Genomic DNA, 20660 nt, shown 5'->3' with positions numbered 1-20660 from the left:
CTCCAGTTGTGCAGGGGAGATCCGGGCGTGCAGGGGTGTGAACAGGCAATGGCGGTAATGCTGGCAAAATTGCCGACCCGTCCCTTCGCTGGCATGACCCAGATCAGGTTCAAAGGGTTCGGCTTGCGCCATCTCAGCCCTCACGGGACACCCCTCGGTAGCGCTATGTTATACGACATTCACCTTATGAATACAATCATCGCGCCGTCCGGCGGAGCGAAGGCGGCTTTCTGTGACGGCCAGCTCTTTTTTGTCCAAAAATACCAAAAAAACAGGCCACTGCGCGTTGGTGAGGGTTCTCCGGTTACGTTATATTTTCCTTATTCCGTTGTAATAATCCTGTTCGCCACGCGTGTCGTGCGCGCCCCAACGCCCTGGAGTGAGCATGAAATTCCCACTGTCCACGCTGGCGCTTCTGTTCCTGTTGTGCCCGCCTGGCGATGCCGCCGATCTGTTCGATGCGGAAGATGGCATGCTCGACATGAGTCAGTATCTGGCGGAAAACCGTTACGGTTTTCTGCCGGTGCCGCTGGCGATAACCGAGCCGGCCATCGGCTATGGTGGCGGACTGTTTGGCCTGTTTTTACACGGCAAAGGTAGCCGGGAGGGCGGGCAGTTTATTCCTCCGCCGCTCACCGCTTTTGGCGGGGCCGCCACGCAGAATGGCACCTGGTTTATTGGCGGCGGTCATCGTCACACCTGGCAGCATGATCGCATTCGTTACCTGGCGGGCGCCGGCTACGCTAACGTCAATCTGGATATCTATTCCGGCGACACCGGCGACTTCAGCCATGCTAAACCGGTGCAGACGCAGACCAAAGGCGTCGCCGCGCTGCAAAAGCTGCTGTTTCGCCTGGGCGACACGCCGGTGTTCCTCGGGGCCTCCCAGGTGTATGCCCGGGCGGATGTCTCTACCGATAATCCACGGCTCAACCGGGTGTGGCAGCAGGTGCTCGGGCAAAACAGCACCTCTTCGGCGCTGGGGGTGGTGGCGGAATATGACACTACCGATAATATTTTCTATCCTCAGAGTGGGTTAGCGCTGAAGGGTGAATATCGGTTTTTCCGTTCGCTGCTCGGGGGCGATTATCACTACAACACTTTTTCGCTGGACGGAAAGGTGTTTATTCCGCTCAGCCAGACGCTGACCCTGGCGGTCGCGGGCAATTATCAGTCCTTAACCCACCATGATAAGCATCTGATGCCGATGGCGCGTCCTTATATCGCGTTGCGCGGGATTTCGCGCTACCGCTATCAGGGCGACTACGTGGCCACGGCGCAAACCCAGCTGGCCTGGGCGGTTACTCCGCGCTGGATCCTGCAGGGATTCGTTGGCGCCGGGAGCGCCGCTGACGCGGCGGATACGCTATGGGAAGAGTCAGAGGTGGCATGGGGGGCCGGTTTTCGATACCTGATCGCGCGACAGTACGGTTTACGTACCGGGATTGACGTGGCGTTCAGCGAGCATGAACAGGCGGTCTATTTCAATGTCGGTTCGGGTTTATAACTACACATGAGAACAAAAATGAGATCATCCGGCGCGGTGTTAACGCTGCTGTTAGCGGCCTGGGGCACGTCGGCTGCGGAGCCGGACGAGAGCGACAGCTATTTTCCGATCTGGGGCGAGGAGGCTCGCGCCAGGGGATATTCCATTCCGTTACCTTACGGCGTCAACCTGAGCTATATGAATATCCGACAGGATATCATGGTCGACAGTATTACCTTTTCCGGGCTTAAGCTCGGCAATCATCCCATTCCCAGCGATATGTTTGCCATCGATGCCGGGCACACCCGCGAGAAGAGCAAAACCGAAAACCTGCGCCTTGATATGTGGGTCTTTCCGTTCCTCAACGTATACGGACTGGTGGGGCATACCCGCGGGTCGTCCGTCTCCCAGGTCTCAGTGGATTCAGATCCGTCGCAGTTTCGCGGTCTGGACCGGGTCATCGCCGGCGCGGTTCATCAGCTTTATCAAAGCGGAAAGCTGCAGAATATTGATTTTACGCTTGATTTTAAAGGCACCACCTGGGGGACCGGCTTTACGCTCGCCGGCGGCTACGGCAACTGGTTTGGGTTAGTGGATACTAACTACACCCGCACCGACTTCGATATCCTCGACGGCAGCATTTCGGCGGTCACCGTCTCGCCGCGCGTCGGCTACCGCTTCAGTTTTCAGGGGATCGACGGGCCGTCCCATCTCAGCCTGTGGGTCGGCAGCATGTATCAGGACGTGCAGCAGGAGTTTAAGGGCGATCTCGCCGACCTGCACATGCCGCCAGAGCTGCAGCCCCTAATTGCCGCGGTCAATAAAGACGGCGAGGGCAAATTCGACGTTAAGCAAAAGCTGACCTCGCCGTGGAATATGCTGATTGGAGCCCAGTATGAAGTCACCAAAAACTTTAACGTGCTGACTGAATTCGGTTTTAACGACCGCAATAGCTTCTTTGTCTCCGGTGAATACCGCTTTTAACTAAACCTGCAGGCGCCGTCTGCCGGTAAGATGCGCGTTCTTTTGTTGCTGTGGAGAGGCTGTTGATGCGTAAAGCCTTATGGCTGTTATTCGCGCTGGCGCTGCCGGCGCTGGCGCAGGACCCGGTATTGCCCGCGGTGACGGCGATCCATCCGGTGCCCACCCTGGGCGAGCTGTCGCCGCCGGAATCGCTGCGGCCATGCTGCGCCTTTGGTTACGACCTGCACGTGCGGGCGGTGGGCATCCCCATCCCGGTGTACCAGATTGGTAACGTGCTGACTCTGGATTCTCTGGGCAAGCACCATTACAACGACAGCGCGCTCGGGGCGGTGAAAAATCTGCTGGGACTGAGCGAGGAGCAAAACGGGCTTATTTATACCCGTCGCGGCGGGTTTATCGATATTGCCCATGTGCGCGACACGGCGGATTACACCTTTTATCTGTTCAATCGCATTTCGCCGACGCTGGGCCAGGCGGGGCGCATATTCTACAGCGAAGAGCTGGGGGTGCGCCGCGTTCAGCTCAATGCCTTTACGCCGCCGCCGGGCGTCAGGCAGCGCTATCAGCTGGCGGCCTGGCTCGCCGGGCATCTGGCCTTCGAAATCGCCCAGTGGCATGAGATCGCCCAGTGGTATGGCTTCCAGTCGGTGCCGGGGTTTTCTGAGGAGATCTCCGCGTTTTCGCCGGAAGATCTCTATTCCAATTTACTGGGCGCCAGGCTGGCGATTAACGTCATCCTTAGCGGCCATGGCGGGTCAGTGGAAGCGTATAATCAGGCCATGGAGGCGGCGCTGAAAAAGGCGCTGACCCGGCTGATGGTGGCCACGCGAGGGGAGACGGAAGCGATGTTCCAGCGGATCGATGGCGACTGGTGGAACAGTCGCCGACGGGTGCCGGATAAGTTTCTGGTGCTGAAGCGTAATTACGACCTGCAGGAAAACCGGCTGCCGACGCCGGTCCCTTTCGAAACCATGCCGCCATATCGCCTGACCATGCCGTCGCAGGTGGCGGGATTCCGCTTGCGCGACCTCGGCGAGCTGCAGATCTACCCGGGGCACGATATGCAGGCTCTGCCGGCGCCCGAGCAATACTATGGCGCCGCAGCGTTTCAGGGGCTGGCCGATCGCGCCCGCGAGGCCGATAAAACCCAGCTGGCGCGCATTGAAAAGTAGCGTGGAAGGCTCAGGGCGAGGCCCTGAGCCGGCGAGTTAGCGGAAGTCGACCCAGCAGGCGCCGTTGTCGGCCGAGCGCACGCAGTTTTCCACCCAGCGGACGCCGAACGCCCCGGCGCGGGCGTCCGGATACCAGAAGTCGGCCAGCAGCGCTTCGTCGCGCCGGTCCGCAGCGTCCATAGCGATGGCGAAGCGGCGATAGAGATTCGACCAGGCCTCGAACAGCCCCTCCGGGTGACCACCGCCGATGCGATCATCCTGACGCGCCAGCGGATCAAGATAATCCATGCCGCGCTCCAGAATGCGCGCTGGTTCGCCCTGCACCTCGTAACGCAGCTGGTTGGGCTGTTCATCCCACCATTCGAGACTGGCCTTTTCTCCCACGATGCGCACCTTTTGCCCGTGCATGGAGCCGCAGTTAACGGCGGAGCTCCACAGCGAGCCGATGGCACCGTTGTCATACTCCATCAGCACCTGCGCGTTATCCTCCAGCGGCGCGCGGCTTTTGACGAAGCTTTGTCTGGCGCACATCAGCCGGGCGATCTTCAGCTGCGGGGCCATGGTTTCGACCAGAAACAGCGGGTGGGTGGCTAAATCCCCCAGCACATAGCTGGGGCCGACGAAGCGGGGATCGACCCGCCAGCGGGTACTGGCGTTTTCCTGCTCCACCGGCTGGGCGTGGAAGCCATGAGCAAACTGCATATTGACGATACGGATGTCGCCCAGCAGTCCGTCGGCGATCATCTGCCGGGCCTGGAGGATAAGCTGATGACCGGCATAGCCGTAGGTCACGCCGATGATTTTGTGCTGCCGTTGGCTGAGGGCCACCAGGTCGTCCGCCTCTTCGCTGCTGAAGCACAGCGGCTTTTCGCACACCACGTGCAGCCCGGCCTCCAGCGCCGCCCGGCAGATGGCATAATGGGTGTTATTCGGCGTGGCAATCGACACGGCCTGAATACCGTCCGGGCGGGCAGCCTCGTCGCGAAACAGACTCTGGTAGTCGGCGTAACAGCGATCGGGATCCACCCCCAGCTGTTGGCCGAACTGGCGCCCGCGTTCGGCATCAATATCAAAGGCGCCTGCCAGCAGCGCAAAGGTGTTATCGCGCAGGGCGGCAGAGCGGTGAATATAGCCGATCTGGCTGCCGCCGCCGCCGCCGACCATGCCCCAGCGCAGGGTGCGATCGAGAGGTCTTAAACCGTTAATCATGGGGTGTCTCCTGTCAGAATCCAACGTCGCGCAGATAGCGCAGGCTCTCCGTGACCGCCTGCAGGCTGCCTGCGGCATGGCGCGGATCACGCTCTTGTTCAATGGTTATCCAGCCCTGATAGCCGCGGCGGGCAAGGAAATCGTTAATGGCCGGGTAGTCAATGGCGCCGCTGCCGAGCGGGCACATCACCCCTTCGGCGCAGGCGGTGAAAAAGTCGATGCCTTCGGCGATGGCGCGCTGGTAAACCTGCGGATCCACATCCTTGAAGTGCAGATAGTCGAGCCGCGCGTAATAGCGATCCAGCCAGGTGAGCGGATCCATTCCGGCGTAGTAGAGATGCCCGGTATCCAGACACAACCCCGCCACGTCGTGCGGGATATCGTTGGCCAGCCGCTCGATTTCATCGGCAAATTCGATGCAGCCCCCGGCGTGGGGATGAATAACCGCCCGCACACCGTACTCCCGCCAGGCGAGGGTGCTGAGGGCGGTAATGTGCGCCATCATCCGCTGCCAGTCCTGGTCATTGAGGCGCGGAGCCAGCGCGCTGCGTCCGGCAAATCGCGCCCGCTCGGGGTTGCCGAAGTCGATAATCACCAGATAGGGCGGCTGGAAAGGGTGCCCCGGGATAGGTTCGGCGGCCGGAACCTGAGACAGATTGCGGCATATTTGATGGGTCAGCGCCTCCAGAGTGGGGTAATGGGCCTCGCTCACCAGATCGTCAAAGATCGTCCCGGCGACCAGCGACAGCTGATGCTGGTCCAGCGCCGCGCGCAGGCTGGACGGGTCGGTGGGCAGGTAGCCCCACGGGCCGAGCTCGATGCTGCGATACCCGGCCTGCGCCGCCTCCTTCAGCACGGTAGCCCAGGCGGGAAGGTCAGGGTTTTTCGGGTCATCCACACCCCAGCTGCAGGGGGCGTTGGCGATAGGATGTGTCATGTCGGCTTCCTTTTTTCACAGGGTATGCCGCAGAGTATTGAATGAAAATTTCATAGCCAACAATATTGGAATGATGATTTTATGATGGCCATCATGATTTATATTGAGGTTGTTTTTGATAGTTATTTATCAAAATGAGGCGAGGCGTGGTTCAGGCGTGAGGCAGTCCCGTTGGCGACGGGGCGAGCGTTTACATATTTTCTTTGGTGATGATATCGAAAGGCTGAGGGTGCGAAATCACGTCGCTGGGCGGCCGCGAAACGGCTTCCGTCATGGCGCGCAGGGTGGCGGCGGCCAGGTCATCCAGCCGGTGGTTGAGAATGACATCGATGGTGCCGTCGATCAGCGCCAGTTCACTGCCGCTTAGCGGGCCATGGCAGACCAGGGTGACGGCCTGCTGGCGGCCGCTGTCGCGCAGCGCCCCGACAATCCCTTCGACGCCGCCGCAGGGAGCATAGATCGCCTGCAGGGCCGGGTACTGGCTGAGCAGCTTTTCCGTCACGCTTCTGGCGACATCCGCCCGTTCGTGGCTGCGAACCGGCTCGAGGATCTGCTGCCCTTTACCCTGCTCGCGCAGGCAGGAGCGGAAGCTGATCTCACAGCTTTCCTGACAGGTAAAACGATTATCGCCAATGATAATGGCTATTTCGCCTTCGCCACGGCATAGGCGGTCGATAAACCAGGCGGCGGTGCGCCCGGCTTTTTGGTTATCGAGGCCGATATAGCCGCTGCGCTGGGGAACCGACAGATCTGAAAGTAGGGTGAATACGCGAACGCCGCGGGCGGCGGCCCGGCCCACCGCATGGCGAATCAGCGGGTGATCCAGCGCCACCAGGCCGAGCACCTCCACCTCATCGCTGAGCCGGTGAATGGCCTGGGCCATTGCTTCCACCGCATCAATGGCAAAATGCAGGATCGCCGGTGTCTCGCCTGCCGGTAGCCACGGCGCGGCCTCTCTTGCCAGCGCCCTTGCCAGCGGCAGGTAGAAGGAGTGGGTCTCCTGCAGCAGAATAAAGCCCATTCTGACGGTAACCGGCGCTTTGCCGGCGGCCAGGCGATAGTGCGGCTGTTCGAGCGTAAACCCCAGCCGCCGGGCGGCCTCCAGCACGCGGTACGCGGTCGATTCCTTCACCGCCGCGCGCTTGTTGAGTACCCGGTCGACGGTGGCCACGCCGACGTTAGCTTCACGCGCAATGTCGGAAAGCGTGATTTTGCTGGTGGATTTTATCACTGTGATGACCATTAAAAATGAGCGTTATGATAGAAACTATCACGGTAACCCTGCGCAGAACAGCGACAATCTGCGTGCCACAGGACAAGCCTGCGCTCCTGCCGCGTAAAGTGTGACGGGTATACACAGTCTGTGATCAAAAGCGACTACCTGTTCTGGCATTGCTGCTATGCTATTGAAATAAAATTAATAATAAAGGCAGTGTCGTCTTTGTCGGTTAAACCGTGCGCAAAGTCGCTCCGGATGGGCGTCGCTGGGCCTGTAACCGACTATACTTGCCGCGCACGCGCGTAATGACGTTTACTCGATGACTTTTTGCTATCACTTTATGCCAGCGTCAGGGCTGCACTGAATAATGTGCCGTTCCGCGCCGGGAGTGGGTCGGTTTGGGGCCTGTATGTTATTAAAAGAGCTGGCTGTTTTTGATGTATTAAGCACGCCGATCTGGGTAGTCCATCCTTTTACAGAGTGTGTGGTCTATGCCAATCAGGCTTCCCGGACGCTGAGCGGCGATATGTCGCTGAATGAGATGCGCAACGGTATCTATTCCACCTGCCCGGAAACGCAGCTGCAGCATTATCTGCGCTATCTCGACGCGATGACTGAGATATTTGAAGTCTGGACGCTGCAGACCGCCAAAGGGTTGCAGTCGGTATATTGTAAAACCACCCTGGTCGAGACCGAGGACTGCGGCCCCTTACTGTTATTTGAAGCGGTGAAGCTGCTCGCGCAAAATCAGTCGATTCATACCGGCTCCCGCCGCTACCAGCGGCGTAACAATGGTTTTTTTGCCCGTTTTTTTATGACCAATACCGCGCCAATGCTGTTGATCGATCCTCAGAAAGAGGGCCTGATTGTCGATGCCAATATTGCCGCACTGCGCTTTTATCATTATTCCGATGAGGAAATGCGCAATAAACATACCTGGCAAATTAATACCCTGGGCCGGGATGTGATCCCTATTATGAATAACATTGCCAATATGCCCGGCGGGCATAAGCCGCTTAATTTTACTCATATTCTGGCTGACGGCTCGCTGCGCCATGTTCAAACCTATGCCGGGCCGGTGGTGCTATATAATATTCGGCTGATGTTATGCATCATTCACGATATCACCGAAGAAGTGCTTCTGAAAAAAGAGCTGGAATTTTCCGCCGCCCACGATCCCTTAACCGGACTGCTCAATCGCCGCGAATTTTACCGGCTCGTCGATGCGCCGTCGTTTATCGGCCATGGTTTTTGTCTGCTGCTAATCGATATCGATCATTTCAAAAGTATTAATGATATTCACGGTCATCAAAAAGGCGATGAAGTCCTGTTGGTGATCTCCCGCATTCTGGAAACCTCGGTGGACCGCGAAGATAAGATATATCGCTGGGGAGGCGAGGAGTTTCTGCTCTTTTTGCCTCATTCGCCGATCGCCCGCGCGCTGATGGTGGCGGAGGCTATCCGTCAGGCGATCAGCGAATATCAGACGCTGTCGGTCACCGTCAGCATTGGCGTTGCCGAGCATCATGATGGCGAAGCGATTGATCAGCTGTTTTACCGCGTCGATAAAGCGCTGTATGCGGCGAAAAATGACGGACGCAACCGGGTAACGCGCTTGCCGTCGGAAAACGTAGCGGCCCATTCCGGGCGGTCAGAATAGAGGTGGCGCTATTTATCGCCGTCTGATGCGCAGGCAGACTCGCCGGCTATACTCAGGGGAGTCCTGCCTGCTGATTTGGGCGGTAATCTTGTTTGCCTGCGGCTGAGGTGGCATGCGACTCATGGTGCGTTTTCTCGTTGTCCTGTCGGTAGTTTTTCTTTCTGCGCCGGCGACGCTGGCGGCGAACGGTCACGCCATCAAGCAGCGTGCCGATGCTGTCCTGACCCTGATGAGCTATACCGTGGTCCCCGACGTGACCGCCAGCGATCTCAATATTGGCTCCGGGAGCAACGACAAACACAACCTGGCCATTACTCAGTTTGGCGGCGGGGCGACCCTGAGCGAGTCGTTTCCTCTCTATCTCGAAGGAACGATGGGCTACAGCCGTTACGACCCGCGTTTTGTGGTCAGCAATGGCGAACAGACGCGGAATGTGCCCACCAAGTGGAACAGCCTGACCACCACCGGCGGCGTCGGCTGGGATTTTTCGCTGCACCGGGATCGCTTTGGCGGCAACCTGGTGCTGCGGCCGATCGTCAATGTGATGCTCGGCACCCTGGCCAGCGATGCGCGCCTCGGCAGCTGGGTAATTGAGCGAAAAACCAACGCCGATCTGCAGTTCCTCGACGGCGGTCGGTTCAATGCATGGGGGCTCGGCGGGGCGCTGATGCTGGATTATGAACGCTTCTCCGCCACCCAGGATATTGATGCCGAGCTGCGTTACTCCTATATGCAACTGCAAAGTTTCGGCAGCAGGGCCGAGGTGGTGCAGGGGGAGGCCAGCGCGGAGAATCTCGGTCTGTATCTGCGCCGCCGCGCGCCGATCGCTGACTGGACGCTGCTGGGCAATCCGCTGCGCTACGTGCTGGAGGGGGCGCATACTGCATATCTGGGCGAACAGCGAGGGGCGCTGGGCTTCTCCGGTTTAACGTCGCTGGGGATTGGCCTCGAGCTGGACAGCAGTAAATACCCGGTCTTTATCACCCGCACCCGGCTGGTGGCGCGCTATATGTTCGGCAATAACACCACGGGCTATGGCGTTGGACTGGCGATGAGTTTTTGAAGGCCATTAACCCAGCTGCCGCCGGCCAGCGCCTTCTTACCCCCGGGAGAGACCAGGGCGAAGGGGGTCCATAACCGTCCCCGCAGCCAGACGGTTTCCTCTCCCCCCAGTGTGAGGGCCAGGGTGAGGGTTAATCCTGACACCACACCCGCTCGCCGTTCACCCACGTCTCGCTGATATTACGCTCATCACCCAGGGTCATCAGTACGAACAGCTGCTCATAAATATCATGGCAGCGGCCCATCCGCAGACGCTGCAGCGGAGTGACCGCCGGGTCAATCACCACAAAGTCGGCCTCTTTGCCCGGCTGAAAATTGCCAATCTTCTCTTCCAGCCGCAGGGCGCGCGCGCCTCCGAGGGTGGCGTGATAGAAGGCCTCGATGGCGCGCAGGCGATAGCTCTGCAATTGTCCTACCTTGTAGGCCTCGCCCAGCGTCCGCAGCATGCTGAAGGTGGTCCCGGCCCCGACGTCGCTGCCGATACCCATCCGCACCTGGTGCTGCCAGCAGGCGGGCAGGCGAAACAACCCGCTGCCGAGAAACAGATTCGAGGTCGGACAGAAGGCGACTGCGGAACCGGTGTCATGCAGGCACTGCCACTCGGCATCATCAAGATGGATCCCGTGTGCAAATACGCTGCGTTCGCCGGTGAGCTGATAGTGATGATAGACATCCAGATAGCGCGCATGCTCCGGCCACAGCTGCTTAACCCAGGCGATCTCCTCGCGGTTTTCACTGAGATGCGTCTGCAGCCAGGTATCGGGAAACTCGGCCCGCAGACGCTGCACCGCCTCCAGCAACGCCGGCGTCGAGGTGGGAGCAAAGCGCGGGGTAATGGCATACCCCAGCCTGCCGCGCTGATGCCAGCGGCGGATCAGCCCCCGGGTCTGCTCGTAGCTCTCCCCGGCGGTTTCGCACAGGTAGTCGGGCACATGGCGATCCATCATCACTTTCCCGGCGATCAGGCGCATATTGAGGCGCAGCGCTTCGCTGAATAACGCCTCCACCGAGGCCGGATGCAGGGTACAAAACACCAGCGCGGTGGTGGTTCCATGGCTTATCAATTGATTTACAAAAAACTGCGCTATCTCCTGGGCATACTCCGCATCGGCAAACTGGCTCTCCACCGGGAAGGTGTAAGTGGTAAGCCACTCCAGCAGCTGTTCGCCAAAGGCGCCGATCATCTCGGTCTGCGGATAGTGGACGTGGGCATCGACGAACCCCGGCAACAGCAGTTTACCCCGCAGGTCAACATAGCCCTTCAGCGGATGCAGAAAGGCTTCACCCTCCTGCCATGGCAGCAGCGCGACAATTTTTCCGTCCTGCAAGAACAACAGGCCATCATCGAGATAGCGGGCCTGGGCGGCCACCTCATCCGGGGTCTCCGCCACGCCGGCGATATCAAAAAATGCACCGCGCACCGCGGTCTGGTAATCCATCATCGAACCTGCCTTCTCTTAACACTCTGGGAATAGTGATAAACAGCAAGATTGGTGCCAGTTTGCAGCCTGCCGCGGCCAGACGCCGCGGCAGAAGGGGAAGGTTACTCTTTTTGCGCCACCGCGCCGGAGCGGAAGGCGGCTTTCGCCTGCACTTCGCGCTCGTCGCGAGCCAGCCAGCGGTAGGTGGTCGCGCCGAGGAAGACGCCGATAAACCAGCTGAAGTTCGCCACTTCATGCAGGGCCGGAATAAAGCTGATAATCAGTCCCAGGCCCACCGACGGCAGCAGGGCGGCAATGGCTTTCGGGTTAAAGCCGTTGCGGTACCAGTATTTACCCTTCGGCGTATCGTCAAACAGGTCGTCCACCGACACCCGGCCGCGTTTGATCAGATAGAAGTCGGCGATCAGGATGCCAAACAGCGGGCCAATAAAGGCACCCAGCACGTCGAGGGTATAGTGGATCAGCTCCGGTGAGTTAAACAGGTTCCACGGCGTCAGGAGTATCGAGCCCACCGCAGCGATCATCCCGCCGGCGCGGAAGCTGATTTTCTGCGGCGCGCAGTTGGAAAAATCGAAGGCTGGCGAGACGAAGTTAGCCACGATATTGATGCCGATAGTGGCGGTGATCATGGTCAGCAGGCCGATGGCCACCGCCAGATCGTTCCCAACGCGGCTGACGGTTTCAATTGGATCGGTGATCATTTTGCCGAACAGCGACTGGGTGCCGGAGACTATCACCACGGTGACCACCGAGAACAGCAGGAAGTTGAACGGCAGCCCCCAGCGGTTGCCGCGGCGGATCTCGCCCATGCTTTTGCCGTAGCGGGAAAAGTCGCCGAAGTTGAGCAGCGGCCCGGAGAAGTAAGAGACGACCAGCGCCGTGGCGGTGATCATCTGCCAGGTCTGCTCGCCAGCGCTGAGGGATTTGCTGGCGAGGGTAAAGGAGATCCCATCCAGACCGGTCTTGTATACAATCCAGCCGGCCAGGGCCAACATCACCACATACACCGCCGGACCGGCGATATCGATAAAACGCTTGATGGCGTTCATGCCGTGCCAGAACACCATCGCCTGCAGCAGCCACATGGTGGCGAAGCAGAGCCAGCCGAGCGTCGACAGCCCGAGGAAACTGCTGCTGGTCAGCGAGGAAAGGGAGGGCCAGAACTTGAGCAGGACCAGCATCAGGGCGTTCGCCGCCAGATAGGTTTGAATACCGTACCAGGCGAAGGCGATTAGCCCGCGGATCACCGCGGGGATATTGGCGCCGAAGACACCGAACGCCTGACGACAGATCACCGCGTAAGGCACCCCGGCCATCTGGCTGGGCTTCGCCACCAGGTTAGCGCACAGCTGCACAATACAGATGCCCACCAGCAGGCAGAGCAAAACCTGCCAGCTGGCCAGCCCAAGCGTAAAAAAGCTTGCCGCCACCACGTAGCCGCCCATGCTGTGCACGTCCGACATCCAGAACGAAAAGATATTGTACCAGCTCCAGTTCTGGTCGCGGGTGGGCGCCAGATCGTCATTACATAGCCGCGGACTATAGCCGGCGGCCGCCTCGTGAGTCTTCGTCTGCTGCGTGTGGGATGAATGTGGCATGAAACCTGCTCCTCTGAATGAAAACCCTTTTGATATGGATTGCTGAGGCTATTGCAGGATCCAGGCCAGAATGATGAATCTTGTATACAAAAAATAAATTTTATGTATACGATCTGCTATCGATAAGTGAAACCGGAGTGGGTTAATGAATAATGAACATCGTCTCCAGGCCGCGCCAGCGCTGCAGGATAAGGACGAAAGCATTTACCAGGCGCTGATGACGGCTATCGTCGAACATCAGCTGCCGCCGGGCAGCAAACTGCCGGAAGAGGCGCTGGCGGAAGTGTTCGCCGTGAGCCGCACCGGCATCAGAAAAGTGCTGCAACGACTCGCCGCTGTGCAACTGGTCACATTAACGCCCAAACGTGGTGCACACGTCACCAGCCCGAGCGTGGAAGAGTCCCAGGCGATCTTTCGCACCCGTGCGCTGCTTGAGGTCGCGAATCTACCCGATGTGATCGCGCGCTGTCAGCCGCCGCATCTGGTGGCGCTGGAGAACATTATTCAGCGTGAGCAGCAGGCTCATGAGGCGCACGACGGCCCGGCGGCCATCCGCCACTCCGCTGACTTTCACATTCAGCTGCAGGCTATCTCCGGCAACCCGGTGCTCACCGAGATGGTGACCCGCCTCAGCCAGCGTTCCTCGTTAGTGATTGCCGCCTGGGGCGCACCCTGGCGCCAGGGCTGTCGCTGCGACGATCACCAGCAGCTGGTCGGTTTGCTGCGGGATAAAGCCCTGCAGCCGCTCAGCGAGGCGCTGATGCACCATTTTGATCATATTGTCGCCAGCCTGTGCTTCGAGCGCGATGGCGTCAGCCTGCCCGATTTTTCCCGGCTGTTCGCCGGTCACAAGGAGTCGTGATGTCTTCTGTTTGTATACAAGTGATTAACCCCAACACCAGCCTGGCGATGACCGAAACGATAGGCGCCGCCGCGCGCGCGGTCGCCGCGCCGGGCACCGAGATCCTTGCGGTCTGTCCCCGCGCCGGGGTGCCGTCAATTGAGGGCCATTTTGACGAAGCCATCGCAGCGGTCGGTGTGCTGGAGCAGATCAAGGCCGGACGCGAGCAGGGGGTGGATGGACATGTGATCGCCTGCTTCGGCGACCCGGGGCTGCTGGCAGCGCGCGAACTGGCCCAGGGGCCGGTGATCGGCATTGCGGAAGCGGCGATGCATATGGCGACGATGGTCGCCACCCGTTTCTCCATTGTGACCACGCTGCCGCGCACGCTGATCATCGCCCGTCATTTACTGCACCAGTACGGATTTCATCAACACTGCGCGGCGCTGCACGCCATTGATTTACCGGTGCTGGCGCTGGAAGACGGCAGCGGCCTGGCGCAGGAGAAAGTGCGCGAGCGCTGCATTCGCGCGCTGAAAGAGGATGGCAGCGGGGCGATAGTCCTTGGCTGCGGCGGGATGGCGACCCTGGCGCAGGAGCTGACCCGCGAGCTGCGGGTGCCGGTGATCGATGGCGTCAGCGCGGCGGTGAAGATGGTGGAGTCGCTGGTCGCGCTGGGCCTGGCGACCAGCAAGCACGGGGACTTAGCGTTCCCGGAGAAAAAGGCGTTAAGCGGGCAATTTCAGTCGTTAAATCCATTTTAAAAGGGGCAGAAGATGGTTGAGAACCAGGAACACTATCCTCGCGATCTGCGAGGTTATGCAGGGCAGCCGCCGCACGCGCGCTGGCCGGGCGGGGCGCGGATCGCGGTGCAGTTCGTCCTCAACTATGAGGAAGGCGCGGAGAATCACGTCCTGCATGGCGATGCGGGTTCGGAACAGTTCCTGTCCGATATCATCGGCGCCGCCAGCTATCCGGCGCGTCATATGTCGATGGACTCGCTCTATGAGTACGGCAGTCGGGCCGGGTTCTGGCGCATCCATCGCGAATTCAGCCAGCGAGGGCTGCCGCTGACGGTTTTCGGCGTGGCGATGGCGCTAGCGCGTCATCCGGAGATTGTGGCGGCAATCAAGGCGGCGGATTACGATGTGGTCAGCCACGGCTGGCGCTGGATCCACTATCAGCACATGGATATCGCCGCGGAGCGCGAGCATCTGCACAAAGCGGTGCAGGTGCTGACCGACCTGTTCGGCAAGCCGCCCACCGGCTGGTATACCGGCCGCGACAGTCCCAACACCCGCCAGCTGGTGGTGGAGCACGGCGGCTTTGACTATGACAGCGATTATTACGGTGATGATTTACCCTTCTGGAGCGAAGTGGCCTGCAGCGACGGCAGCCGCCGACCGCACCTGATCGTGCCTTATACTCTTGACGCCAACGACATGCGCTTTGCCACCGCCCAGGGATTCAATACCGCGGAGCAGTTTTATACCTATCTGAAAGACAGCTTTGACGTACTGTACGCCGAGGGAGAAACCGCGCCGAAGATGATGTCCGTGGGGATGCACTGCCGGCTGCTTGGGCGTCCGGGGCGTTTCCGCGCGCTGCAGCGATTCCTCGACTATATCCAGCAGCACGACAAGGTGTGGGTCTGCACCCGGCAGCAGATCGCCGACCACTGGCGCGAGGTTCATCCGTATCGCGGGTAGCCTGCTGCCCCTTTTCCTGGCCCTCTCCCCGGGGAGAGGGCATCACCCGATCGCGACTCTTGCACCGATAAACCCTGAAAGACGCCGTGATGAATCGTGATTATTGAATGAGCATGGCGAGGAGTACCAGGAACAGTAGCAGGACATAGATGCGTGCATACCATACATCCGGTACCGCAGAGATAGCCCGGCGGCTAAACGCTATCCCGGCCCAGCCGGTCAGGACGAGCAGGCCTAGAATTTTCAGGCTGATAAAACCCAGAAATCCGCTCAACGGAATGGTGTGCCAGCCAATGATGGCATAGGTCACAGCGCCGCATAGCGCCACGGGCAAAGAAAGCGGGTTGGATGCGCTAACGCACTCCTGCATCGCATACCCGTGTCGCCGTAGCAGGGGCACCGTCATGACGCTGCCGCCCACGCCCAGCAATGCGGCAATCGTACCGATAACCACACCGCCGCCGGTGACCACTGGCAGTGACAGCCGACGCCGAGCGCTGCCCGTGAAAAATCCCTTGCGCAACAAACAATCGCTGATGGTTGCCAGCATATAGAGAATAAACAGCGCGCGAACGATATTCTCGCTAAATAACCCCGCCAGACAGGAGCCCGCTACTGCCCCAATGGCTATAAACCATATCAAAGGAAACAGCGTCTGTGCGGCAAGCTTGCCCGCTCGCCAGTTACGATAGCTGATCCAGCCGGCGTTAAATATCATCACCGCCGTTGAGGTAGCCACCGCGACGTGCATAGCATTTTCCGTGAGTTCCGGCTGGCGGAGCATCAGTTGATAGACAAATGGCACCACCACAAAGCCGCCGCCGAAGCCGAACAGCACCGTGGTAATGCCGGTAGTAAAGCCTGCCAGTGCAATAATAACGATATCATTCAACAGAATATCCCCGCCCTGAAAATGAGCGAGCAGCTTATACCGGTCGCGTACAGCTTCCCATTTGCACAGCGCTCAATTACCTTTGTAAATCGGTCAAAGGGAGACAGGTGTGCGCAACGTAAAAATTGACGAGGTCGATCGGCTCGATCGCGAAGTGGTGGCGTTAGGCAATGACTATGCGCAAGGGTATATTCTGCCCCCGCACCAGCATCGTCGCGCACAGCTGCTGTACGGCGCGACCGGACTGATGTATGTCACTACGCAGGACGGAGAATGGGTGGTTCCTCCGCAACATGCTGTCTGGATCCCCCCTGAAACCGTGCACGCTGTCAGATTTGTGGGGGTGACCACGCGCAGCTTATATATTGAGCCAGATTGTGTGTCCGCTTTCATTAAACACCATCGTTGCGAAGTGATCAGCGTCTCGCCGCTGTTGCGCCAGCTACTGCTGGAGGCTGTGGATTTACCACCGTTGTACGACAGCCCACGCGATCGCATGCTGATACAGTTGATGTTGCTGGAACTGGCCGCCATGCCGGTCCGCGAATTTGACATTCCGTTGCCACAGCATCCGGCGCTGCTGGCGCTTTGTCAGGCTTTTTTGCTTAACCCCACTATCCATGATCCTGCGGCGCGCTGGGCCAGGGCGCTGTTTATGAGTCCCAGTACCTTTCGCCGCCATTTCCTGAAGCAGCTGGGCCTGTCATTTTCCGCCTGGCGACAGCGAGCCTGCGTGGTGAGCGCCCTGGCATGGTTGATAGCAGGGAAACCGGTGAACGAAGTGGCCTTATCCCTCGGATACGACAATGCGTCCTCTTTCGCCACCATGTTCCGCCGCGTGACCGGGCAACCGCCGTCGTTTTATCACCCAGCCTGATGCTCAGGGGAAGGGGGCTCCCGGCAGCATGTGTCGGCAATGAATGTCACTTTCATGGCGTTGCTATGCATTAACGCAGCCATAAGACAGACACCTGGCTTGCGTCTTCAGGTACCCCAACATTTAGTGGTGGCTACCTCGATGCGGTTTATCTATTCTGCCTGTAACCATGAGAAGACCGGAATCTCTCTTTGTGAACCATCTAATCTTTGAAAAAGTCATCATCATCTTCATTCTCGTCCTGTGGGTATTCGATACATTCAGAACCAGGAAAAGAAAACGTTTTGATCCTGCCATTGAAGCGGCTGATGCCAGAGAACGTTATCAATGGCGTTATTTCAGATGGGGTTTTCGGATCATACAAGTGGTAGCGGGAGTGTATATCTTCGTACAGCTGATTCAGGTTTTACTGAGATAGAGGCCGCCGGCAGGGGCTACTGAACATAATCCGTGTAAGCGACACGTGTTCCTGTTTTTCGTTGAGAGCTGAGAACTTGCCAGCATATAAACGGGGTGTTTTTAGTTTGTAACATTTTAAACAACAGCATATGTGACCCTTCAATGATGCAAGTAATACTGGTTCGACACGCGGAAACAGAGTGGAATGTAAAAGGTATTATTCAGGGACACAGTGATAGCGCCTTGACGCTTCGTGGGGAGCGTCAAACAGCAGCCTTGCTGGCAGCGTTTGTAGCGAGTGATTACCGGGTAGAATGTGTTTACGCTTCTCCGCTTGGCCGGGCCTGGCAAATGGGACAGCGCCTGGCGGAGAGTTTTCATTGTTCACTGATAGCTGAACCAGCTCTGAAAGAACAGGCTTTTGGTCAGTTTGAAGGTATGACAACCATAGAGCTCCTGCAGAATAATCCAGACGCCGCAGAAGCGTTATTCAACCTTGATGCAGAGTATTGTCCGCCAGAGGGTGAGTCTCTCTCACATGCTTCGCAGCGAATTATGCATTTTTTAACCAATCTGGAAAAAAAACGTCATCATCGAACAATATGTATTGTGTCTCACGGACAGGTCATTCAGGGTGTGCTTGCGATGCTAAAAAGTGGTGCTGTGGATGATTTTCACCGGTATGCACAACCCAACGCGAGTTACTCCGTGTTCGAACTGATTAATGGAAGATGTACCGCCCTAAAATGGGGCATCGCGACGCATTTACGTCACCTGGATTAAACAGTCTGACTTACCCCAGATTCCTGCTGTTCATGTTTGCTGTTCTTCCTCAGTTTGTCGTTCCCGTCGCGGGTCCTGTCTGGTTGCAATTGCTTGTTCTGGGGAGTATTCAAAAGCGGGCTGGAATGGTTTCCCTGGGTTCAGTCGCGATGGCATCAAGGACGTTTGGAAACGGCTCTTAACACCCGGGCGATATCAAATGGCAGGAACGGTGTACAGGCGTTGTCATCCGCATGATGTTTAGCGGGCCGGCATAGTATCGACATCAGCCCGTTAAGGTATACACAACCTGTAAACCCGCTGTCCGCTTCTCGTTCAGACTGGAACTTAACCTCAGTTGGTTCGTCCGCTCTGTGCCAGAAGCGGACAGCCATGGAGTATAGGTATGTTGCTCTGAATACCGGTCAGGAATTAATCCCGTTCAGATCGGCAACTGCGCGGAACACCATCCTCAGGTGAAAGTTCAACGCGTCCATTAGCAACTCGAATCTCAAGGGCGCTTTATTAAAAGACGCTTTCTGAAACTTCCAGGGGACATCCCCATTATGGTGCTAAAGGCACGCCTGAACGCTGTTTCATCGCCGTATCCGCATGCACTTGCGATCTGAGAAATAGTTTTTCCTGGGCTTTCCAGCAGCACGGATGCCGTTTCAATACGAACTCGGGTAATGAAGTCTTTTGGGCTTTCCTGGACGAGTAGTTTCATTTTACGGTTTAGCGTCCGGGTGGTCATATTCAGAGCTGCAGCAAGTTGCTCAACCGTCATTGCAGGATTTTGATAACGAAGCAGGCTCTCTGCTTTAGTCAGCAAAGGATGTCTTGAATTGAGAAAACCTGCGGGCGCATAAATTTGCTGTGACAGAGGCTGGCTGTCAGCAACGGCCATGTCAGCTGTTAACTTTGCCAGCTCATTACCTGCGTATTTGCGAACTAGGTATATGACCAGATCAACCCATGAAAGTGGTCCACCCGCAGTGACAACATTGTCCTGCTCGGCCAGGGTTTTTCCCCATACAGGTTTTGCCAGTGGATAGCGTTCAGCGAAAGTGGGATATAACCACCACGTTGTGGTGCAGACCCGTCCGTTGAGTAAACCCGCTTCTCCCAGTACAAAACTGCCTGCACAGGCTGAGGCAATACAGCTTCCCTTTAAATACTTCACTTTCAGCCACTCGGCTGCATTTGATACAGCGGCTCTGTCAACGGGAAATCTATGCTCATCCAGCTGCATACCGCTGGCAATAATCACCCCAAAGGTATCAGGTCCACTAAATGCGCCATCACTTTCAATACTGCGTCCCTGAACATCCCTGACCGGCTGACCATCAGCGGTAATCGTCCTGACGTCGAATAAAGGAACATCTCTGGATAACTCAGGATTTACCGTAGGGTTCATCCTGACCACCTGATTCGCCAGCCAGAACATATCAGCCAGCCCCGCAAGCGCCGAACGCATGCTGCCCGGAAGAGCAAGTAACGCAACGCGCATGTTTAACCCCGTCATGAAGAATGTCTGATTTCGCATGTTACCTGTCATTAATGACACTTCATACCCTTTGTCATGGTGATTACACTGCCTGAAATTCAACACCGCAGGAAGAATACAAACATGTGGATGAAAAATGTTATGTCACGTGCGCTGATAAAAGGAGCATTTGCCTTGTGTCTTCTATTCATGAATAGCCCGTTGCTTATGGCACAGGAAGAGGGGATAAAAAATATCGTGCTGGTTCACGGTGCCTTTGCTGATGGCTCGTGCTGGTCAGCCGTCATCTCCCTGCTGCAAGAGAGGGGATACCACGTTACGGCTGTTCAGAATCCTCTGACGTCATTACGAGACGATGTAACTGCAACTGAGCGTGTGCTTGAGCGCCAGAAGGGTAACGTTCTGCTCGTGGGGCATTCATGGGCAGGAGCCGTGATCACTCAGGCTGGCAATGCGAGCAACGTCAGGGGACTGGTCTATTTATCCGCTCTTGTTCCTGACAGCAATCAATCCGTATCTGACGCACTGGCGCGATTTCATGCACCCATGACAGGGATGGAAGCCGATAAGAACGGCCTTATCTGGCTTGATGAGCCAGAGTTTTTTCAACAGGTTATGGCCAATGAGCTAAGCATCAAAAAGAGCCGGCAGCTCGCTGCTGTGCAGCAGCCTGTCGCCGCTACCGCCTTTCAGGAAAAAGTGAAGGAAGCCGCCTGGCGAAAGAAACCGTCCTGGTATCTCATCACAGAAAACGACAACGCGCTGAATCCGTCAGTACAGGCCCGTTTTGCCCATGAGGCTGGGGCGCACATCACGCGAATTCACTCAGACCACCTGTCCATGATTTCTCATCCCGAAGAGGTTGCCGCATTGATTGTTAACGCGGCGCAGAGCATCCACTGAT

18 protein-coding genes, 2 pseudogenes and 1 riboswitch are annotated in these 20660 nt (G+C 57.7%); of the genes and pseudogenes, 13 read left to right on the top strand and 7 right to left on the bottom strand.

Features of this window, described 5'->3' with window-relative positions:
• Positions 1 to 63 precede the first annotated feature (63 nt).
• Positions 64 to 165: riboswitch (TPP riboswitch) on the bottom strand.
• Between the two features lie 220 nt (positions 166 to 385).
• From KHQ24_RS09640 to KHQ24_RS09630, 3 genes are all read left to right on the top strand, one after another.
• A complete protein-coding gene (locus KHQ24_RS09640; RefSeq protein ID WP_048294896.1) occupies positions 386 to 1507 on the top strand; it encodes a BamA/TamA family outer membrane protein in 1122 nt (373 codons plus the stop codon).
• 18 nt (positions 1508 to 1525) lie between these two features.
• A complete protein-coding gene (locus KHQ24_RS09635; RefSeq protein ID WP_004202566.1) occupies positions 1526 to 2470 on the top strand; it encodes a lipoprotein in 945 nt (314 codons plus the stop codon).
• Between the two features lie 65 nt (positions 2471 to 2535).
• Positions 2536 to 3642: a DUF4056 domain-containing protein gene (locus tag KHQ24_RS09630; protein WP_004202562.1), complete on the top strand. Its 1107-nt coding sequence runs from the start codon at positions 2536 to 2538 to the stop codon at positions 3640 to 3642.
• A 36-nt stretch (positions 3643 to 3678) separates the two neighbouring features.
• On the opposite strand, the gene KHQ24_RS09625 is transcribed toward KHQ24_RS09630, so the two are convergent.
• The 3 genes from KHQ24_RS09625 to KHQ24_RS09615 all read right to left on the bottom strand — a co-directional run bounded on the left by KHQ24_RS09625 (position 3679) and on the right by KHQ24_RS09615 (position 7031).
• Complete coding sequence (locus tag KHQ24_RS09625) at positions 3679 to 4851, bottom strand: Gfo/Idh/MocA family protein (protein WP_211774174.1); 1173 nt, start codon at positions 4849 to 4851, stop codon at positions 3679 to 3681.
• Between the two features lie 13 nt (positions 4852 to 4864).
• Complete coding sequence (locus KHQ24_RS09620; RefSeq protein ID WP_049003889.1) at positions 4865 to 5788, bottom strand: TIM barrel protein; 924 nt, start codon at positions 5786 to 5788, stop codon at positions 4865 to 4867.
• A gap of 190 nt (positions 5789 to 5978) precedes the next feature.
• Entirely contained in the window at positions 5979 to 7031 is a 1053-nt protein-coding gene (locus KHQ24_RS09615; protein ID WP_228294897.1) for a LacI family DNA-binding transcriptional regulator, read from the bottom strand.
• Positions 7032 to 7416: 385 nt separating this feature from the next.
• On the opposite strand from KHQ24_RS09615, the gene KHQ24_RS09610 reads away from it, so the two are divergent.
• Positions 7417 to 8667, top strand: a complete 1251-nt coding sequence (locus KHQ24_RS09610) for a sensor domain-containing diguanylate cyclase (protein ID WP_004202549.1) — start codon at positions 7417 to 7419, stop codon at positions 8665 to 8667.
• A 121-nt stretch (positions 8668 to 8788) separates the two neighbouring features.
• Positions 8789 to 9730: a hypothetical protein gene (locus KHQ24_RS09605; RefSeq protein ID WP_117130020.1), complete on the top strand. Its 942-nt coding sequence runs from the start codon at positions 8789 to 8791 to the stop codon at positions 9728 to 9730.
• A gap of 130 nt (positions 9731 to 9860) precedes the next feature.
• Here KHQ24_RS09605 and guaD read toward each other — a convergent pair whose 3' ends face one another.
• Entirely contained in the window at positions 9861 to 11171 is a 1311-nt protein-coding gene (gene guaD, locus KHQ24_RS09600) for a guanine deaminase (protein ID WP_211777246.1), read from the bottom strand.
• Positions 11172 to 11272: 101 nt separating this feature from the next.
• Positions 11273 to 12769, bottom strand: coding sequence for an NCS1 family nucleobase:cation symporter-1 (locus tag KHQ24_RS09595; RefSeq protein ID WP_002905524.1), 1497 nt, complete (start codon positions 12767 to 12769; stop codon positions 11273 to 11275).
• A 145-nt stretch (positions 12770 to 12914) separates the two neighbouring features.
• Between KHQ24_RS09595 and KHQ24_RS09590 the strand changes: the two genes are divergently transcribed.
• The 3 genes and pseudogenes from KHQ24_RS09590 to puuE all read left to right on the top strand — a co-directional run bounded on the left by KHQ24_RS09590 (position 12915) and on the right by puuE (position 15319).
• Positions 12915 to 13631: a GntR family transcriptional regulator gene (locus KHQ24_RS09590; RefSeq protein WP_130939037.1), complete on the top strand. Its 717-nt coding sequence runs from the start codon at positions 12915 to 12917 to the stop codon at positions 13629 to 13631.
• Positions 13631 to 14502 (top strand): annotated as a pseudogene (hpxA, locus tag KHQ24_RS09585) (allantoin racemase). The gene KHQ24_RS09590 and the pseudogene hpxA overlap by 1 nt, the downstream one beginning before the upstream one ends.
• A complete protein-coding gene (gene puuE, locus KHQ24_RS09580; RefSeq protein WP_225608507.1) occupies positions 14420 to 15319 on the top strand; it encodes an allantoinase PuuE in 900 nt (299 codons plus the stop codon). Before hpxA ends, puuE begins: the two are co-directional and overlap by 83 nt.
• Before the next feature lie 100 nt (positions 15320 to 15419).
• Here the strand turns inward: puuE and KHQ24_RS09575 are convergent, their stop codons facing one another.
• The gene (locus KHQ24_RS09575) at positions 15420 to 16211 is read right to left on the bottom strand and encodes a sulfite exporter TauE/SafE family protein (RefSeq protein WP_064187203.1); all 792 of its coding nucleotides are present in this window, start codon (positions 16209 to 16211) and stop codon (positions 15420 to 15422) included.
• Positions 16212 to 16320: 109 nt separating this feature from the next.
• Between KHQ24_RS09575 and KHQ24_RS09570 the strand changes: the two genes are divergently transcribed.
• The 4 genes and pseudogenes from KHQ24_RS09570 to KHQ24_RS24410 form a co-directional block, all read left to right on the top strand.
• Entirely contained in the window at positions 16321 to 17088 is a 768-nt protein-coding gene (locus tag KHQ24_RS09570; protein WP_130947551.1) for an AraC family transcriptional regulator, read from the top strand.
• 193 nt (positions 17089 to 17281) lie between these two features.
• The gene (locus tag KHQ24_RS09565) at positions 17282 to 17506 is read left to right on the top strand and encodes a hypothetical protein (protein WP_004202530.1); all 225 of its coding nucleotides are present in this window, start codon (positions 17282 to 17284) and stop codon (positions 17504 to 17506) included.
• Positions 17507 to 17649: 143 nt separating this feature from the next.
• Positions 17650 to 18270 carry a histidine phosphatase family protein gene (locus KHQ24_RS09560; RefSeq protein ID WP_004151880.1) on the top strand — a complete coding sequence of 207 codons (621 nt, stop codon included), beginning with the start codon at positions 17650 to 17652 and terminating at the stop codon, positions 18268 to 18270.
• Positions 18264 to 18547, top strand: a pseudogene (locus tag KHQ24_RS24410) (LysE family translocator); the annotation flags it as partial. The gene KHQ24_RS09560 and the pseudogene KHQ24_RS24410, both read left to right, overlap by 7 nt.
• A gap of 213 nt (positions 18548 to 18760) precedes the next feature.
• Here the strand turns inward: KHQ24_RS24410 and KHQ24_RS09555 are convergent.
• Entirely contained in the window at positions 18761 to 19807 is a 1047-nt protein-coding gene (locus KHQ24_RS09555; RefSeq protein ID WP_017900254.1) for a GlxA family transcriptional regulator, read from the bottom strand.
• A gap of 72 nt (positions 19808 to 19879) precedes the next feature.
• On the opposite strand from KHQ24_RS09555, the gene KHQ24_RS09550 reads away from it, so the two are divergent.
• The gene (locus tag KHQ24_RS09550; RefSeq protein ID WP_043519598.1) at positions 19880 to 20659 is read left to right on the top strand and encodes an alpha/beta hydrolase; all 780 of its coding nucleotides are present in this window, start codon (positions 19880 to 19882) and stop codon (positions 20657 to 20659) included.
• Position 20660: the final 1 nt, after the last annotated feature.

It is taken from the genome of Klebsiella sp. 54 (genome assembly GCF_018223875.1).
Classification (GTDB): Bacteria; Pseudomonadota; Gammaproteobacteria; order Enterobacterales; family Enterobacteriaceae; genus Klebsiella; species Klebsiella quasipneumoniae.
This window is presented reverse-complemented; position numbering and strand designations above follow the sequence as displayed.

Excerpts from the sequence above, each read along its gene's own strand:
- KHQ24_RS09640 (WP_048294896.1), top strand. The coding sequence starts at position 386 with ATGAAATTCCCACTGTCCACGCTGGCGCTTCTGTTCCTGTTGTGCCCG.
- KHQ24_RS09635 (WP_004202566.1), top strand. The coding sequence starts at position 1,526 with ATGAGATCATCCGGCGCGGTGTTAACGCTGCTGTTAGCGGCCTGGGGC.
- KHQ24_RS09630 (WP_004202562.1), top strand. The coding sequence starts at position 2,536 with ATGCGTAAAGCCTTATGGCTGTTATTCGCGCTGGCGCTGCCGGCGCTG.
- KHQ24_RS09625 (WP_211774174.1), bottom strand. The coding sequence starts at position 4,851 with ATGATTAACGGTTTAAGACCTCTCGATCGCACCCTGCGCTGGGGCATG.
- KHQ24_RS09620 (WP_049003889.1), bottom strand. The coding sequence starts at position 5,788 with ATGACACATCCTATCGCCAACGCCCCCTGCAGCTGGGGTGTGGATGAC.
- KHQ24_RS09615 (WP_228294897.1), bottom strand. The coding sequence starts at position 7,031 with ATGGTCATCACAGTGATAAAATCCACCAGCAAAATCACGCTTTCCGAC.
- KHQ24_RS09610 (WP_004202549.1), top strand. The coding sequence starts at position 7,417 with ATGTTATTAAAAGAGCTGGCTGTTTTTGATGTATTAAGCACGCCGATC.
- KHQ24_RS09605 (WP_117130020.1), top strand. The coding sequence starts at position 8,789 with ATGGTGCGTTTTCTCGTTGTCCTGTCGGTAGTTTTTCTTTCTGCGCCG.
- guaD (WP_211777246.1), bottom strand. The coding sequence starts at position 11,171 with ATGATGGATTACCAGACCGCGGTGCGCGGTGCATTTTTTGATATCGCC.
- KHQ24_RS09595 (WP_002905524.1), bottom strand. The coding sequence starts at position 12,769 with ATGCCACATTCATCCCACACGCAGCAGACGAAGACTCACGAGGCGGCC.
- KHQ24_RS09590 (WP_130939037.1), top strand. The coding sequence starts at position 12,915 with ATGAATAATGAACATCGTCTCCAGGCCGCGCCAGCGCTGCAGGATAAG.
- KHQ24_RS09560 (WP_004151880.1), top strand. The coding sequence starts at position 17,650 with ATGATGCAAGTAATACTGGTTCGACACGCGGAAACAGAGTGGAATGTA.
- KHQ24_RS09555 (WP_017900254.1), bottom strand. The coding sequence starts at position 19,807 with ATGACAGGTAACATGCGAAATCAGACATTCTTCATGACGGGGTTAAAC.
- KHQ24_RS09550 (WP_043519598.1), top strand. The coding sequence starts at position 19,880 with ATGTGGATGAAAAATGTTATGTCACGTGCGCTGATAAAAGGAGCATTT.